This is a genomic window from Acidithiobacillus albertensis (genome assembly GCF_001931655.1).
Classification (GTDB): domain Bacteria; phylum Pseudomonadota; class Gammaproteobacteria; order Acidithiobacillales; family Acidithiobacillaceae; genus Acidithiobacillus; species Acidithiobacillus thiooxidans.
In genome coordinates this window covers 1-14,873 of sequence record NZ_MOAD01000005.1, presented here as the reverse complement: position 1 = coordinate 14,873, position 14,873 = coordinate 1, and the positions used below count along the sequence as shown (strand labels likewise).

The 14,873-nt window shown below is 51.1% G+C and carries 16 protein-coding genes and 1 pseudogene; 8 read left to right on the top strand and 9 right to left on the bottom strand.

The features are described from left to right. Positions 1-104: 104 nt before the first annotated feature. The 5 genes from BLW97_RS15130 to BLW97_RS15110 all read right to left on the bottom strand — a co-directional run bounded on the left by BLW97_RS15130 (position 105) and on the right by BLW97_RS15110 (position 4,734). On the bottom strand, positions 105-1,214 hold the full coding sequence (locus BLW97_RS15130) for a replication protein (protein ID WP_075323792.1): 1,110 nt from the start codon (positions 1,212-1,214) through the stop codon (positions 105-107). Positions 1,215-1,234: 20 nt separating this feature from the next. Further along, the gene (locus BLW97_RS15125) at positions 1,235-1,471 is read right to left on the bottom strand and encodes a hypothetical protein (RefSeq protein ID WP_075323791.1); all 237 of its coding nucleotides are present in this window, start codon (positions 1,469-1,471) and stop codon (positions 1,235-1,237) included. After that, positions 1,464-2,117, bottom strand: a complete 654-nt coding sequence (locus tag BLW97_RS15120) for a ParA family protein (RefSeq protein ID WP_075323790.1) — start codon at positions 2,115-2,117, stop codon at positions 1,464-1,466. Before BLW97_RS15120 ends, BLW97_RS15125 begins: the two co-directional genes overlap by 8 nt. Positions 2,118-2,250: 133 nt before the next feature. Then, entirely contained in the window at positions 2,251-2,391 is a 141-nt protein-coding gene (locus tag BLW97_RS15115) for a nucleotide-binding protein (RefSeq protein WP_077218486.1), read from the bottom strand. 321 nt (positions 2,392-2,712) lie between these two features. Then, on the bottom strand, positions 2,713-4,734 hold the full coding sequence (locus BLW97_RS15110) for a DEAD/DEAH box helicase (protein WP_075323789.1): 2,022 nt from the start codon (positions 4,732-4,734) through the stop codon (positions 2,713-2,715). Between the two features lie 106 nt (positions 4,735-4,840). Between BLW97_RS15110 and BLW97_RS19515 the strand changes: the two genes are divergently transcribed. From BLW97_RS19515 to BLW97_RS15085, 5 genes are all read left to right on the top strand, one after another. Continuing rightward, positions 4,841-4,978: a hypothetical protein gene (locus BLW97_RS19515; protein ID WP_157999018.1), complete on the top strand. Its 138-nt coding sequence runs from the start codon at positions 4,841-4,843 to the stop codon at positions 4,976-4,978. Positions 4,979-5,397: 419 nt separating this feature from the next. Further along, entirely contained in the window at positions 5,398-6,873 is a 1,476-nt protein-coding gene (locus BLW97_RS15100; RefSeq protein ID WP_077218485.1) for a nuclease-related domain-containing protein, read from the top strand. Between the two features lie 502 nt (positions 6,874-7,375). Beyond that, positions 7,376-7,915, top strand: a complete 540-nt coding sequence (locus BLW97_RS15095; RefSeq protein WP_075323786.1) for a hypothetical protein — start codon at positions 7,376-7,378, stop codon at positions 7,913-7,915. Between the two features lie 524 nt (positions 7,916-8,439). Further along, positions 8,440-8,769: a helix-turn-helix domain-containing protein gene (locus BLW97_RS15090; RefSeq protein ID WP_075323785.1), complete on the top strand. Its 330-nt coding sequence runs from the start codon at positions 8,440-8,442 to the stop codon at positions 8,767-8,769. Between the two features lie 14 nt (positions 8,770-8,783). Next, positions 8,784-10,031 (top strand): type II toxin-antitoxin system HipA family toxin, encoded by a 1,248-nt coding sequence (locus tag BLW97_RS15085; RefSeq protein ID WP_077218484.1) that lies wholly within the window; start codon positions 8,784-8,786, stop codon positions 10,029-10,031. A gap of 55 nt (positions 10,032-10,086) precedes the next feature. Here the strand turns inward: BLW97_RS15085 and BLW97_RS15080 are convergent, their stop codons facing one another. Then, positions 10,087-11,016, bottom strand: coding sequence for a tyrosine-type recombinase/integrase (locus tag BLW97_RS15080; RefSeq protein ID WP_075323784.1), 930 nt, complete (start codon positions 11,014-11,016; stop codon positions 10,087-10,089). 182 nt (positions 11,017-11,198) lie between these two features. On the opposite strand from BLW97_RS15080, the gene BLW97_RS15075 reads away from it, so the two are divergent. Then, positions 11,199-11,558, top strand: coding sequence for a hypothetical protein (locus BLW97_RS15075; protein WP_075323783.1), 360 nt, complete (start codon positions 11,199-11,201; stop codon positions 11,556-11,558). Then, positions 11,542-11,847 carry a hypothetical protein gene (locus BLW97_RS15070; RefSeq protein ID WP_075323782.1) on the top strand — a complete coding sequence of 102 codons (306 nt, stop codon included), beginning with the start codon at positions 11,542-11,544 and terminating at the stop codon, positions 11,845-11,847. The genes BLW97_RS15075 and BLW97_RS15070 overlap by 17 nt, the downstream gene beginning before the upstream one ends. A gap of 66 nt (positions 11,848-11,913) precedes the next feature. On the opposite strand, the gene BLW97_RS15065 is transcribed toward BLW97_RS15070, so the two are convergent. Both BLW97_RS15065 and BLW97_RS15060 read right to left on the bottom strand, forming a co-directional pair. Next, positions 11,914-12,933: a nucleotidyl transferase AbiEii/AbiGii toxin family protein gene (locus BLW97_RS15065; protein WP_075323781.1), complete on the bottom strand. Its 1,020-nt coding sequence runs from the start codon at positions 12,931-12,933 to the stop codon at positions 11,914-11,916. Beyond that, on the bottom strand, positions 12,896-13,336 hold the full coding sequence (locus BLW97_RS15060; RefSeq protein WP_075323780.1) for a hypothetical protein: 441 nt from the start codon (positions 13,334-13,336) through the stop codon (positions 12,896-12,898). The genes BLW97_RS15065 and BLW97_RS15060 overlap by 38 nt, the downstream gene beginning before the upstream one ends. A gap of 507 nt (positions 13,337-13,843) precedes the next feature. On the opposite strand from BLW97_RS15060, the gene BLW97_RS15055 reads away from it, so the two are divergent. Further along, positions 13,844-14,320: an ATP-binding protein gene (locus BLW97_RS15055; protein ID WP_278278530.1), complete on the top strand. Its 477-nt coding sequence runs from the start codon at positions 13,844-13,846 to the stop codon at positions 14,318-14,320. Between the two features lie 138 nt (positions 14,321-14,458). On the opposite strand, the pseudogene BLW97_RS15050 reads toward BLW97_RS15055, so the two are convergent. Beyond that, a pseudogene (locus BLW97_RS15050) lies at positions 14,459-14,873 on the bottom strand (4Fe-4S dicluster domain-containing protein); the annotation flags it as partial.

Sequence of the window (14,873 nt, the reverse complement as noted above, 5' to 3'; positions counted from 1 at the left end):
GCTAAGCGATGCGAACAATGGGCTACAGAAGTCTCTTTTGGCGACCCGTCACCTATTCCCCCTGCCAAGCGTCACCTATTCCCCCCGCCAATCAACGCGACCCGTCACCTATTCCCCCTGCCAAGCGATATAGTGTCACGCTTTTTTTGCTGGTTGGGTGAGTTTGCTTGACGGCGATTAGCTGCCTTCTGTTCTGCCATAAATTCGTAGGTTGGCAGTAAACTATAAATCACGTCATCAAGTTTGCCGCGCTGGCCGCGCTTTTCGCTCTTGCTGATAGAACTTAAGGCTCCCAACTCCTTTAGTTCTTGCCACGCATCATCAACAGCCGCAACAGCTTGACGTTCGAGCCGGTACCCATTCAGCAGAGCGCTGTCCCGCTTCACCGTGCTGTAGTACACCTCGAATGGAGTCAACATGGCTGCCTGAGTATATTTCAAGACAAGCTGATTCAAGAGCCAGCGGGCAATTTGACTGCGGCATTTCATCATACGTTGATAGTTAAACTGGCGGTAAGTAACGCGATCAATGCTCTGAGTAACAAGGGGATGAAACTGCGCGGCGCACTTCAAATTCCGATCAGCGTCATAATCCTTTCGCCTAATCACCGTGAGCCGATCTAGATAGCTTGACCGCGTACAAATTTCGTCACCATCCGCGTTGAGCGCTACTATGTCAATGGTACTCAGGGAGAGGATGTCTAAGGCTTCAATAATCTCGTCATACCGCAAACTATGGCCTTGCCGCTCTAACTCGCTACGCAAAGCATGTAGGGAAAAAACGACTCCTGAGCGATAGTCGAGCCGGTCAAAAAAACCAGATTTCCGTTCAGCGGAAATCTTCCTCAGTGCGTGCTCGATTAATTCCTCCCGCGCGCTTGGATAGTAACTCTGTCGCTTACCGTTCTTACCAGTTACACGTGCGGGGTGGATTACCGCAGTAAATTTCCGTCCACGATACTGGAAAGGAAGTTCAAGTTCTTCGAGAAAACCATCTGCCGTTCGCATGCTGTTCATGCGTGCGCGGGATACAGAATAACGAGGAATATTATCCCAAAGGTCTACAGCATTTGATAGTAACTCCCTCTCATTTTCACCGTTCGCCAAGAATCCCTGAAACAAACTGAGTTGTTGGTTTGCGAAAGCTTCTGGCTGCACTGGCACAATAGTCTTTCGACTTCTAGACTTTTTAGCTGGCGTCGGCTTATCGATCATGTTCCTGCCCTTCCGGCATCTTACTTTTCTTCTTTCATGAATTCCTGAAATAATAAATTCAGCAATTCATTCAGTTTCAAGCCTCGGTCGAGGGCTGCTTGCTTAAAGGCACGCACAAACTCGGGAGGCATCCTGAATTGTAACGGAACAAGCTCTGAAGATGGGGTTACACCACGCTGGCAGCTGATGCTTTGGGAACGAATTTTTGCTGGTATTAAATCGGCACCAGTTAGACCAATAGTCGCAGTCTTAGCCATTAGCATTTCTCCTTGCTGATTTACTTTTTTCATTAAAACATGAAATAATGATAAGCCACAAGGCGTGTATTTCATCTGCTGCTGGACCTTTTGGGGCAATTTCCTGCGCTGTACGCCCACCGGTCATTGCAACAGCATAGGCCACCCGGTCCACAATAAATTTTTCAGCAACACGGCCGTGCTGCGAGAGAGCGGCTACAGCTTGTGCAGTGATTGTCGCTTGAGATTTCGCCTGATTGATAATAAATAAGAATGGCTTATTCGCTTGCTTAACAATCTCTACGGTATCTGCCACGGCCCAAAGATCTGCAGGAGAAGCTCTGACGGGTATTAGAACAAGATCGGCAAGCTCAATAACAGTCTTGCTTTGTTCCGAGATGGTTGGCGGCGTATCAATGAAACAATATGCCGCATTCTGTGTAGCAAGGGTTTGCAAGCCCATTGGTAACCGTGCGAATGGAACCTCCAGCTTTCCAGGCGTCTCTGCCTCTCGGCGAGAATGCCACTGGCTCAATGTAGATTGCTTGTCTGTGTCAACTAGCCATACGTCTCCACCACCGGTTCGCTCAGCTTCGACAGAAAGATGCGCGGCAAGCGTTGTTTTGCCACTCCCACCCTTTTGTGACGTGACAGCAATTGTTTTCATTATTTAATCCTTTCATGATTGCATTTTTGCATTATTTCATGAAATAAGTGTGCGGGCAAATTCTTAAGCTCATGGGAAACCATATGAAAGGAACACCCGGCTTTCCATGCACCTCTACCCCTCAGCGAGAATGTCACTGGCTCAAAAGTTGTCTGTCTGTGTCAACTAGCCATACGTCTCCACCACCGGTTCGCTCAGCTTCGACAGAAAGATGCGCGGCAAGCGTTGTTTTGCTACTCCCACCCTTTTGTGACGTGACAGCAATTGTTTTCATTATTTAATCCTTTCATTATTGCATTTTTGCATTATTTCATGAAATAAATGTGTGGGCAGGTTAGTTTTAAGGTAGCTGCCTCTGAAGAGAGGCGTGCCCGCACTCGTGGAGAATAAGCCAGACACAATGCAACGGACGCCGCTGTATACAGTCAGAGATTAGATTCAATCTGTATGCTGGAGTAGGGGGGTAAGAAGTAGGTTGAAACGCTAGACCATTAAACCACGTGAAAAACCATCAATTGGGCAACCAGCATGATCAATCGAACACAACCTGGGTTCAATGATGTCGGACTTAATTTCATTAAAACAAGAAGATGCCTTAATCTAACCTACTATTTCGCGTAAGCATTTCCCCCAATACCCCCTCACTGACGGCCCGTTTGGCCTCCAGCAGGGCAGCGATGTCGCTATCGATGGTCTCCGCGATGAGGGGCAAATAAATCTCCACCCGCCGATTTTGCCCAATCCGGTAGGCGCGGTCCTCCGCTTGATCCTGCGCTGCCGGGGTCCAGGGCCGCGATACAAAAAACACGTAGGTGGCGGCCGTCAGGTTCAGCCCGACGCCAGCCGTATCAATGGTCGCGACCAACCAGCGTACGGATGGATCCTGCTGGAAGCGGTGCACGGCCCGATCCCGGGCCTTGTTGGTCAGCGCACCCGTCAGCGTGACGGAACTATCGCCCAATTGTTCAGCAAACCAGTGTACCGTTTCCCGGTACTGGCAAAAGATCAGCGCCTTGGCCGTTTCCTGGAGATTATCGAGCACATCCAGCACGACTTCGCGCTTGCCGCGCTCCAACAGGATACGCATCCGGCCAATTTTTTCGATGGCGCGCAGTTGCTCGTTATCGCGGATCTCCGCATAAGCGGCTACCCAATCGGGTTCAGGGTTTACGGATAGGGTCTGATGATATTTACCCGGCAGGGTCAGCACTTCATGCTTTTGCCGGCGGAGCATCCATTCCTGAATACGGGTACCCAATAGGGCGCGTTGTTCAGCCTCTCCGGCATACAGCGACCGAAAAGCCGACAGCGATAAAGCCCCCATGGGGTGCCCACCCAAACGCAGCAGGGTCCAAAGCTCTTCTTCCCGGTTCAGCATCGGGGTGGCGGTCAGCAGCCAGCGGCGGGGAATCCGTTGCGCCAGACGAAACGCTTCCTGCGTGCGGCGGGCGCCGGGTTCCTTGAGATAATGAGCTTCATCGAATATGGCGACGGTGTAATGGCCATCCAATGCCCGGAGCAACTCATAATTGACGATAACAAAGCGTACGGTCTCTGAGGCGGTTTCTGAATGATTCTCCGGAGGTTCGGTGACGCCGGCAGCGAGGGAAGGGGACTGGTCGATAGCCCTGGCTGCGGCCAGGGACTCCACCCGTGCAATGGCACAGTCGGGGATTCCTATGGCTTTTAGTTCGGCTTCCCAGTTGCGTTTGAGGCTCGCCGGACAGACGATCAACGCACGGCGGGGACTGTCCCCGTTGCTGGTGTCGGAAGGGGCCTCCAGCACCGCCAGGGCCGCCACCAGGGCCTGCCGGGTTTTGCCCAGGCCCATGTCATCGGCCAGAAGGGCGGTACTGCGAGCCAGCAGAAAGTGCAGGCCTTCCGCCTGATAGGGATAGAGTCCGTAGGCCTCGGACATGGACCGGATCTGATCGGCATCCACATCCAGCAAGGACAGTGGCGTGATCAGCGGCACCAGAACGGCGGGGCCTTCTGTCGGATAACCCGCAAAAGCGGCTGCGTCGCCGTGTTCCGGCTCGATGTCGCCTTCTTCCACGTGGATCAGCCCCGTGGGCTGCAACGTCCCGCTCTCAAGGAGCTCCCAGAGATCGTTGTGAATCGTCATGTAAGGGCGCGGGATCGCACCCAGACGTTCCAGGCGGTCCTGCAGTTTCTCCAGAGGAGAATCCACCACCCACCAGGGTTTATGCCAATGACCCCGCATGTTGCGCAGCAGCGTGACCAGGACGGGGTCGTAGGCAAAACGCACGGCCTGGCGCCCATCAGTCAAAGGCTGTATCTGCACATCCAGCTGCGGGGCCACAAACGCACGGGGGTTCTGGGTCGCTTTTTCGAGGAAGGCCTCGGATCGGGGGAGCGGAAACCGGTCGGGATCCATTTCAGCGAGTTCCGCCATTATCTCCCGGGCGGCGCCCTGAGGGACGACCCAGGCGCGGGAAGGCTTGCGCCAGACCCCGCGATGCTCCTGAAAAATAGCCCGGATCACCGCAAGATGATCGGGATCGTACTGCAGAACAAAACCCACCCGTTGGCCATCATGCAAGATGAATTGCAGGAGGGGAGTTACCGGAGGCTTTTGCGAAGCAGCGGGGTTCATACGGAGAAAGATACCGCAAAAGGGTGGGTAATACCGCGAAAAGTACGGGTTGAACCGCCCCGGGTTCTATGGAGGCTCTACAACATGACAGAATGGAGCCAATACGATGACGACGAAGACTCACAACAAGATGAACAAATTTTCTGTAGAAGTGCGTGAACGGGCCGTGCGGTTGGTTCAGGATCACTGGGGAGAATACCCCTCATTGGCAGCAGGCGCTTTTCCAGGTTCTCATGCAGGCTGATCCGGCGCTTTCCGACCGGCATCAGCGCGACACCCGCACGTAGCTCGGCTACCGTGATCGCGGACAGGTAGAGCATGCCGACATGGTGGAAAGACGGCCCGCTTGCATTATTGACGCAGACGATCAATCGGGGGCTACCAGGATCGATTCGGGATGCCTTACCGGATTCCTTGCGTTTGCCAGGGCAATTGGGGGGGCAAATAAACCGTAACCGACCTGTAAGGTCAATAAGTGATTATATTTCCTATGAAAGCCTGTTTCAAATAAGATATTCTCAACAGGAATCACAAGGTTCCCCTATTTATTGCGAAACGTAGTAACTGGTTTCGTTGTTTAATTCATTGCGGGAAGGGTGTTTTTGCTCTAATAATCCTCGTGCTCCAGCCGCATATATGTTGGGATAGCTATGGTTACAGAAAATGCGTAAGACGTATCGTTTAATTAACTTCAATATATTTACAAGGATATGGGCAGCCCTTCTCGGCATTTATCTACTTCTGCATGGCCTAAGATTTTTCTCACACATAGGGCAAAGTGCGGATAATGTGCCAGCAGCAGGCATGTTGTGTCTGGCGGTGTTGAGTTTAGTCGGCGTTTTTCATTTTCGTAAGCATCACATGCAAGACCTGCAAGATCAGTTTTCATGGTCGGTCAACAGCTTCTGGTTTGTCTTGTGCTGGATAGGCCTGCTTATTGTTCTATCGGTTCTCGGGCCAATCATACAAATCTATTTCGTTCTGTCTGGTGTGTATGTTTCGGCAGAATGGGGCATGCAAAAATTTTTTCATCGAGAGCTGCCATTTATCAAACCTTGGAAGTCCAGCGCCCTGCGCGCAGTAGCCAGTGCACCGGCCACCTACATCTGGCCACGTCCGGAGGACGTTCCGGCTCGCTCGACGTTATCCATATCGGAACGGTTCGCTCAATGGCGAGTGCTGTCCGGCGTAAAACCTATACCCGAAGATACCATCAAGCTAGCGGGTGATGAAGGAGAACGGGCTGTGCTGAAAACCCTGCAGAGACACCGATCACTTAAAGGCTCTTATCTATACGTCAACAAACGCATTCCCAATATACAGCCGGGGCATCCTTTACTTCCCGGCAAACGCACCGAAATTGATCTGATATTGCTCACCCCACGTCATATCCACGTGATCGAAATCAAAAACTGGTCGGGTCGTCTAGAATCAGACGCAAAGAATCCTGACGTATGGATTCGGCAACGACGCTATGATCCGGGACCCAAGCCATGCGCTAACGTTGTAGCAACCAATGCTCTGAAAGTTCGCAGTCTGAAAAGTTATCTTTCTCAGCAGGGTATTCCAGTAACAGATGCACACCTACGTAATTATGTATTCTTTACCAATGCCAATCTCTCTCTTGCCGGGACGGTTGCCCGAATGCCAGAGATTGTGACCATGGATGCCGTCAGGCGATTTTCCGCAAAGGTCGGTATGCGAACACTCGACAAAATCATACTGCAGCTCGCTCGTGTGGTATTAGAGCGAGAACAGGCGGATCAGATAGGGCAGGGTTTATGTGAGACCTTTCCTGAGCCGCTGCATGCCGCTTTGGAAAAAACGCTAGACAATCTTCCGACCTGGGATCGACTAGTGCTTCATGGAGGACGAGAGGTGACGGGTGATTTCATTTGGGCGGATGCCTGGGGAGCCCGTTGTCTTCCGAAGTCTCTGCAGCGTGGGCATTACTATCGAATAGACTGGCAATACAATAAATACTGGGCGTTGTTATACACATTGGTCGGGCGGTCTTTAGGAAGCATTAATAACCGGATACAGGCCGACCCTCATGGTCAGGTGTATTTTCATGCTGCGGGGCAACCGAATCCAGAGACCTTCCCACTAGCGCAAGTTACTCGAATAGAAAAGGGATAACCGCTTGGAGGTAGGAACAGGTAGGCTGAAAGTCAATCTGTTTAACGCACGAAAAATAGATCATCTTTCCATTTCTAATAATAAATCTATGTGTTTATTTTGAGAAACTATTTTTTCTATCTCAAGTAATCATGGAGCCCATTCCATAATCAGCACTCCTCACTCCGTGCGTCTTAATATTTAATAAATACTAGCCGATCAGATATATAATTATGCAGCATATTTTATTAGTTATCAACGCTCTCGGAGATGTATTCCCACCATCCTTATCATACACACAGAAGACTAGGATAGATCAACTTGTTGTCAGCGTCTTGATAATGATGTAGTGATTTTCCATCCCGCTTCAAGATTAAGCATTCAGGCGCAGGAAATCTAATACCGTATTTGGCAAGACCTGTTGCATCAGTGTGCCATCTAGGTGATAGTACATTCTATCAACTTAACGTTCATGGTATATTACCCTAGTTCTCACCTCAGAGAAAAGCATGTCGAGGAAAAAATGGTAACAGACATAAGAAATAAGCCGCTATCCAATGTGCAGCTGGCAACTTCATTGTGGTGGAGAATGACATGGCGACAAACATTGTTCGCAGTTTTTTTAACTATCATTTTCTATCTTCTGGATGGGTATGACATATATTCTACCATATTAAACCCAAGTAATTTTTGGGGGGTATTGCTAGATTTCTTTGTAGATGCGCCACTTATTATTATATTTTTTTCTTTGTTCAGCATATTCATATTAAAAATTCAGGTATGGAAAAGAAAAATAAATATTGACGGAGAAAGTTATTATTTCTGCTTCTCTGGATCAAAGAAGAAAAGGTCACTTAAAACAATAGAAGCGATAATTGTCTTTATAGCCATATCTTGGATGGCCTGGTTAATAAACGGGCTTTTAATTTTCTTGTTTTGGTGGATACCAGGATTTATTATTGTTTCTTATCTGGTGGCGAAGTTTATTGCTATAGCCTGGTATATAGAATATCCTCTAGGAAAATTGAAACTATATTATTGTGTGGATAATCATGTGGCGTAATATCATTTTAGCATTTGAGAAGTCATTGCGAGACGGCATACGTAGTTGGGCATGGCCCATGGTAATTCTCGTCGCTGGAATAGAATTAGAGTTGGTTGCTCATCTGATAGCATGGATATCTCAATTAAGTTTGCCGCCAGGTATTGTGATATTTAATATTTATTAAGATGACTTTCAGCAGGAACCGTACGGTGTCGGGAATAGTCAGGCCATTCACTGCCACAAAGGAATATTCACTCTTCACAATTCTCCAATCCATGATTATCAAGTAACACACAACATACGATATTTGAAACATGCGGCGTATCGCCAAATAGATACGACACCGAAGCCGGGCCAGCAGCTTTTATCTGTCAGGACGTAGGATGCTAGATACAGGTTCTTCCACAGGGCCCCTACTCAACCCAAAAATAGCGATGCGGAGCATGGATAAGCGGCATCACCGTTTTTCATGAATTTGTCGTTAATCATCCATTTATGGTACTTTATGCGCAACATTATTCTATAGATGGATAATAAACAGGGTGAAGCCATTAGCCAAAAACGCCTTGCCGCCCAAGGTGCGCAAATCTCTCAAAAAACTGGGGGAGGATTTGCGTACCGCGCGCTTGCGCAGAAATATCACGGTGGCCCAACTCGCCGAGCGCGCAGGGGTATCCCCCGGAACCATATTGCGGCTGGAAAACGGAGATCCCGGGGTGGGCATGGGTACATTGACGCTGACCTTATGGCTTCTGGGGTTGAATGATCGCATGATGCAACTAGCGGATGAGACGAAAGATGGTATTGGTCTTGCCCTAGAGGCAGAGCAGCGGCGGAGACGGGCGAGAAAAATCGTCTTCAAGGCGCAGTAATCCAGGATGTTAGCGTGAAACACGAAGATGCAGTGCACGTTTTCATGGATGTTGCAGGAAATCCTCACCTGTTAGGTAGATTCTGGTGCCATTATCGGGGTGGCCATGAAAGCACATCGTTCGAATACGACAACGCATGGTTGACCAGTCAGATCGGGTTTCCCATCGATCCTGAGTTACCGCTACTCCCCGGCGTATATCATTCTCCGTCGCTTTTTGGTGTGTTCTCTGATGCCGCACCAGATCGATGGGGTCGGCTGTTGATGCGCAAAGGAGACCCGTCAAAACGACCGCTATTCACGTCAGATTATCTGTTGCGTGTGGATGACGGCTTACGCATGGGTGCTTTGCGGTTCCGTGTTGGCAATGGTCCTTTTTTGGCAGCCGAATCTCGGGTTCGCGTTCCGCCATTGACTGAGCTGCCGAGGCTGGTCGCTGCGGCGCAAAGGTTGGACGCAGGCAATAACGACCGGGAGATGGAGGATATCCGGTTGCTGTTGCGACCGGGAGCCTCGTTGGGCGGTGCCCATCCTAAAGCCGCCGTTATGGATAAAGAAGGATCCTTATGGATCGCCAAATTTCCCGGCGTTCACGCGGAAGACCGCTACCGTTCTCATTGGGAATACCTGTCCGTTCACTTGGCCAGACAAAGCGGTATTCACGTCCCCGATTATCGGCTGCTTCATTTGGCGGGCAATACGAGCGTTTTTTTAACGCGGCGATTCGATCGGGACGCCATTGGGCACCGCATACATTATGCGTCCGCCATGACCCTCCTCGGCGCACGCGATGGCGATACGCGATCTTATGAAGAAATAGCGGAATCGTTACGCGAACTGGCAGCTCCCGCAGAAGATGTGCGGGAGCTATGGCGCCGCATGGCTTTTTCAGTATTGGTCAGCAACGTAGACGACCACCTGCGGAATCATGGCGTGCTCTGGTCGCCAGCGGCAGGATTCCGCCTGTCTCCCGCTTTTGATATCAATCCTTCGCCGCCGTCTCACGACCGGACCACGCATGGCACCACCCTACGGGTCGACGGGACAACCACGATGGATTTCACGTCGATATGGGCGGCTGCTGGCGATTTTTTATGGAAAGAAGCCAACGCCCGCGCGGCGGTGCGACAGATCGCACAGGCGATTGCAAACTGGGCGGAAGAAGCGAAAAAAGCGGGCATTCCCAAAGCGGAGGTGGAGCGATGGAGAGGCGCATTTGCGCATGAAGACTTTGATGTAGCGATGGATATAGGCCTGGAATAGTAGCCACTGCAAGAGCTTGGTACCTGCCGCCGTAATCATCGGGTAAATACGCTCCTCACTCCAGCAAATGCAGATATCGGCTGGTCACCACGATACTACTATGCCCCATGTTGGCCTGTACCTGGCGCAAATCCATACCCTGTGCAAGCCACAGACTGGCGGCGGTGTGCCGCAACAGATGGGGTCCGACCTGCGGCTTATGAATCGCGGTGCGCTCAATGAGGCGCCGGATCACCAGGTACATAAAAGCAGCGCTTAAGGGCTTCCCCTGATCAGTCAGAAACAGGGTGTCCGCTGCAGACGGAAGCCGGTGCCTGGCGGTGAGCCAAAGTTCCATAGACTCGGCGGGCGGGGGAGGGAAGCGCACCAATCTTTCCTTGTTACCTTTACCGATGACGCGCAGGCGTCCGGAGAGATAACCGTTCAGGGCATCAAGCCTGAAGCTCGCCGCTTCATGGGCACGCAATCCTGTGGACAGTAAAAAATCGACCAGCGCCGCATCCCGATAGCCGGCAATGGTTTCAAACCGCTTGGCTTCGGTGCAGAGCTGGTCGATCTCCGCATGATCGAGGACGGGAGGCAGACGATGGGGTTTGGCACCACCGCGTCCCCCGCGACCGCCCTGGCCCCCCGTGAGGGCCCGTTCAGCGCGTTGCCGGACTTTTTCCTCACGGAGCACTCTGGCTGGATTAAAGGGAAAGTCCCGCGTTTTTTGCAGCCAGTCAAAAAACAGCATGAGGGCGGAGTATCGGACCATCTGTGTAGAAACCGGTGCGATGCCGTTTTTAGATTGAACAATCCAGTTTTTCACGAAAGACAAGGAAACCGCTTCTATCTGTTCTATGCCGCTTTCCTCGGCATGATGGAGGAACTGACGGGATTTCACCGTATATCCCTTGATGGAGGTCTGCGCGTAGGGAATCTCAAAAAATGGACTTTTCAGCCAGTTTTCAAAGTCTGCGACGAGAGAATCTATGGGTATCATCGGGTCTCCAAGAGTTTATTGTGACTGTAGATCGGATAATAGTATACATTATTCTATCTAAGAATGTCTCAATGCTACCAAGAACAGCGCAAAAAACAAAACGCTTATTCTATATATGTGCTTGCATTTACAAAAAACCGGCATAATATCGAATCATCGTATGATTGCCATGGATAACCGCTATGCAGATTGGAAGGCCAACCAGACGGGTTTGTGCAGATTTCTTCGATGATCCCGCAATCGAGCTGGATCTGCTGGAAGTTCAACTGGGGATAAATCGGGCTTACCGCAACAAAGGCGAGCGCGATACAGCTTTGATGGAACTGGCCGTGCTCTCCCTGAAAAAGCATGTTGCGGCGTATTCCGGGCTGAATGGGGACAAGTACCCCAGTTATGCAGATGTAGCAGCCTGGCTCGAATCGGACGGATACCTCTCGAAATTTACGGATTTTCTGTTGCACGACAAAAAACCCGCCCTGATCGCGCACGACCCATCGCAACCAGCAGAACCGGTGGACACGGAACATGGACACCCCGACTAAGGCTATTGCCCAACCCTGGGAGAGGGCGGTGCAGCACCTGTCTGCGATTCTGGAACGTCGGCAGGGGATCTGTGCCTGGGAACGCGCCACCGACGGTCGCTGGTATCTGATTCAGGTCGTGCCCACGCTGTTTCCCGATGAGGAGGTCATTGAAATACGTTGGGGCGGTCGCCAGCGGCCCCCCTCACGCATTTTGCGCCTCCCTCTGGAGAAGACCTGGGATACCGTGGCCTGGTCCCGGGATATTTGCCGACGCAGATACCAGCATGGGTATTATCCCGTCCCCTGAGAAAAACGTTAATATTAATAACCAGACATCCGTCCCTAACACAAAAGAAAAAACAAAAAATCTGTCCTACATTAAAATTTTTTGCGCTCCCGTGCTCATCTCCTGTCTAGGCACCCGCATCAGAAGCTTATCCGCAAAAGATTGGAAGCTCTCCACCACAGCATCAAAGGCAGGAATGTTTCCATAAATCATGATCTGGCAAAATCGCTCATACCGTGCGCGGATGTCTGCGTCTGCCAGATGGGTGATTTCATCTTGAAGCACCGCATACGGATGATCTTTGAATGCGGGGAACTGGTTGCCGTAGGTTTCCCGGTCTCGTTCAACAGTACCCGCAAATAAAGGAGCCACTACGCCGGAGAGATCACCCTTGGCCTGCAGAATGCAGTGGACATCATACAGGTGCCGTACGAGCCGATCATCGTAGTCACCACGACCACATCCAGCCCTGTCCGCTGCCGTGCGACGCAAATAACCCACTACCTTGTCGGACAAGGTATCTTCAATGCTGACAACCGGAACCATGGGTAGCAGAGCCTCTATCGGACTATTCAGCACGCGATCCAGAATCGTTCGTAAGGGCTTTAATTCGACGTTGGCTACAGGCTCAAAAGCGGTGATTTCCAGCTTAATCTGTGGTCGTAACGCATCTGAGCGCGCGAACACCGAGGCATATCCGAAATTGCCCATGATGTAAGCATTCCCGTTCCTGCTCTTGAGTTCCCCTTCCAGGGGGAATCCCGCTTGTTCCATGGCGTTGTGAATATCAATCTTTATGGCGGATAGAAATTTGCGACGCTGGTTCTGGCTGGTGACGTCCGGTGGCAACACAATCCGAAAATCGGCATCTTCGGACATGCGCTGGATGACCTGTTGTGCTTGGGAGAGGGAAGTGCCGCCACCAAAGATAATTTGTGCATCACGGGCCTTGCCAGCCGCGCAAATGGCACGAACGGCGTCAGCTACCAGAATGTCTTTCTCGATCATGTCCTTTGGAAGCAGGACGAGGTGTTCCTCAACAATGCTGGAAACCATTTCTGCCGTTTTTTCACCGAGACATCGGTACCCATTTTCCACGACGTTCATAGTTCACCATTCTTTTGCCAGAATAAATTTTTCGAACGATACGGCTACCCCCGATTTCATAAGCCAGCCAGACAGGGATTTGCGTACTTCGATCATCGTTGTATGCCCGTAAGGCACTATTAGGGCCATAAGAAACGCCAAGCTTCCGCAGCACCTCCCTACTAAATTGATCTACAGGAACCGCCGGAATCACGGCGCCGGTAAGCGTACCTACTTTCCCACGCACGAGTACCCCATATCCCCCACGTACCAACATACCCTCAGCGACCAGTGCTCTGATGGCCTTATCCACGCCAGAGCGGGATTTAGATAGCGCGTTAAACTCTGAACGAATAAAGGCATTTTCATCTGGGCGAGCAGACAGATAATCCAGAATTCGCTGTTTAACCTTTGAGGTTTTCATGAAGCGCTCTCCATACCTAATGGACACATTTTTGCATTGTTGAGCTATCATGTAAAATCAGGAGGATAGACTTCTATCCATACCAATGCAGTCTCTTTTGCTGTATCAATCCAGATGCATCTTTGCAATGTGATTACTTTTCATGAAGGCAGCACTTTTATAGGTTCTAGGCTTGTCTGGGGTGTTGGCCATACTGCCAGCCTGCTCCCGGTATATGTTCGGGCAAATGGTCACTCAATATGTCTACCCACAAAACCCCGCTCGTTTTTTGCATTGTTTCGACCGATTTGTTGTACCCAGACTTTGGGCTTACATCGTGTCTGTGCGGTTTTGATTTGACCACGGCGCGCGGGGTTATGTTTTTGTAGTTACCCCCGCGATGCCGAACAATCTGGTCAGGCTACACCGTTGCATGGATCCTTTTTTGTGACAGGCCGCGCTTATCCGCGTAAGCGGCCAATGGCTATTTGAACCGCCCCGGATTCGGTGGAGGGTATTTACTAGCCCATCAAGCGGCCCTGTGGCACCGGCAAGAGCCATCTCGCCCAGGCGCTGGGGCATTGTGCCATCCGCCAGGGGGTGGACGTGCTCTTTATCACCCAAGGTGATCTGGTGGGCTCCCTGCATGCAGCGCGGGCCACCGGTGGCTTTGACCGGCGCTTCCGCCAACTCGCCAAAGTGACGCTACTGATCATCGACGACTTCGGCCTCAAACCCATGCGCCCGCCCCATGACGAGGATTTCCACGACCTCATCGCCGAACGCTATGAGCGCGTCTCCACCATGCTGACCAGCAATCTCGTCTTCGCCGAATGGGGAGACGTCTTCCCGGCCAACCGCATGCTCGGAGTGGCCACCCTGGATCGGCTGCGCCACGGCGCCTATCGACTGATCCTGGAAGGCGATAGTTTTCGCGCCCCACAACCGCTCCCGGAATCCCCAAAAAACACCATTGCGAAAGGAGTCAAAAACACCCATTCTTAACACCGTTCGAGACCCCATTTCAGGCACTTTGAAATGGCGCCATTACGCCGCACATCGGTGGCGCCATATTGCCGGTCAGTGACAGGGTTTGATCGTGCCCGCGATGCGGGCATTGAAAACCATAATCTCCTTAATCCGTCAGCTTTCCTGGCTTTCGAGCCAATCTTCATAATCTTCCCGTTTTTCATCAATGAAATCCTCAATCACATCAAAGAGGTTTTCATCCATGGTTTCCAGAGACTTCAGCACACCCGTCATTTCCCAGATGGTGTACATTTCTACGGAAGTTTTCAGGGAAACCTCCCAGGCCGTTTCTACCGTTTGCAGCGTGCGAACCGGGATTGCTTTGCGTAGAATCCGCAAATCTCCTTCAACCTTCTGAATATTGGGGCCCCAGTCCGGGAAATGATCGGGCTGGATCATGTCAGGAGAAAGCTGGTTACCCGTGGTAATCAGTTTGAGCATTACGCGACCAAAGGGGCGCAACACATCTTTGGCCGATTGCATACCATGGCGAATGGAGACTTCGCGCATGATCATGACCAGTCCACCG

Excerpts from the sequence above, each read along its gene's own strand:
- BLW97_RS15130 (WP_075323792.1), bottom strand. The coding sequence starts at position 1,214 with ATGATCGATAAGCCGACGCCAGCTAAAAAGTCTAGAAGTCGAAAGACT.
- BLW97_RS15125 (WP_075323791.1), bottom strand. The coding sequence starts at position 1,471 with ATGGCTAAGACTGCGACTATTGGTCTAACTGGTGCCGATTTAATACCA.
- BLW97_RS15120 (WP_075323790.1), bottom strand. The coding sequence starts at position 2,117 with ATGAAAACAATTGCTGTCACGTCACAAAAGGGTGGGAGTGGCAAAACA.
- BLW97_RS15115 (WP_077218486.1), bottom strand. The coding sequence starts at position 2,391 with ATGAAAACAATTGCTGTCACGTCACAAAAGGGTGGGAGTAGCAAAACA.
- BLW97_RS15110 (WP_075323789.1), bottom strand. The coding sequence starts at position 4,734 with ATGAACCCCGCTGCTTCGCAAAAGCCTCCGGTAACTCCCCTCCTGCAA.
- BLW97_RS19515 (WP_157999018.1), top strand. The coding sequence starts at position 4,841 with ATGACGACGAAGACTCACAACAAGATGAACAAATTTTCTGTAGAAGTG.
- BLW97_RS15100 (WP_077218485.1), top strand. The coding sequence starts at position 5,398 with ATGCGTAAGACGTATCGTTTAATTAACTTCAATATATTTACAAGGATA.
- BLW97_RS15095 (WP_075323786.1), top strand. The coding sequence starts at position 7,376 with ATGGTAACAGACATAAGAAATAAGCCGCTATCCAATGTGCAGCTGGCA.
- BLW97_RS15080 (WP_075323784.1), bottom strand. The coding sequence starts at position 11,016 with ATGATACCCATAGATTCTCTCGTCGCAGACTTTGAAAACTGGCTGAAA.
- BLW97_RS15075 (WP_075323783.1), top strand. The coding sequence starts at position 11,199 with ATGCAGATTGGAAGGCCAACCAGACGGGTTTGTGCAGATTTCTTCGAT.
- BLW97_RS15070 (WP_075323782.1), top strand. The coding sequence starts at position 11,542 with ATGGACACCCCGACTAAGGCTATTGCCCAACCCTGGGAGAGGGCGGTG.
- BLW97_RS15065 (WP_075323781.1), bottom strand. The coding sequence starts at position 12,933 with ATGAACGTCGTGGAAAATGGGTACCGATGTCTCGGTGAAAAAACGGCA.
- BLW97_RS15060 (WP_075323780.1), bottom strand. The coding sequence starts at position 13,336 with ATGAAAACCTCAAAGGTTAAACAGCGAATTCTGGATTATCTGTCTGCT.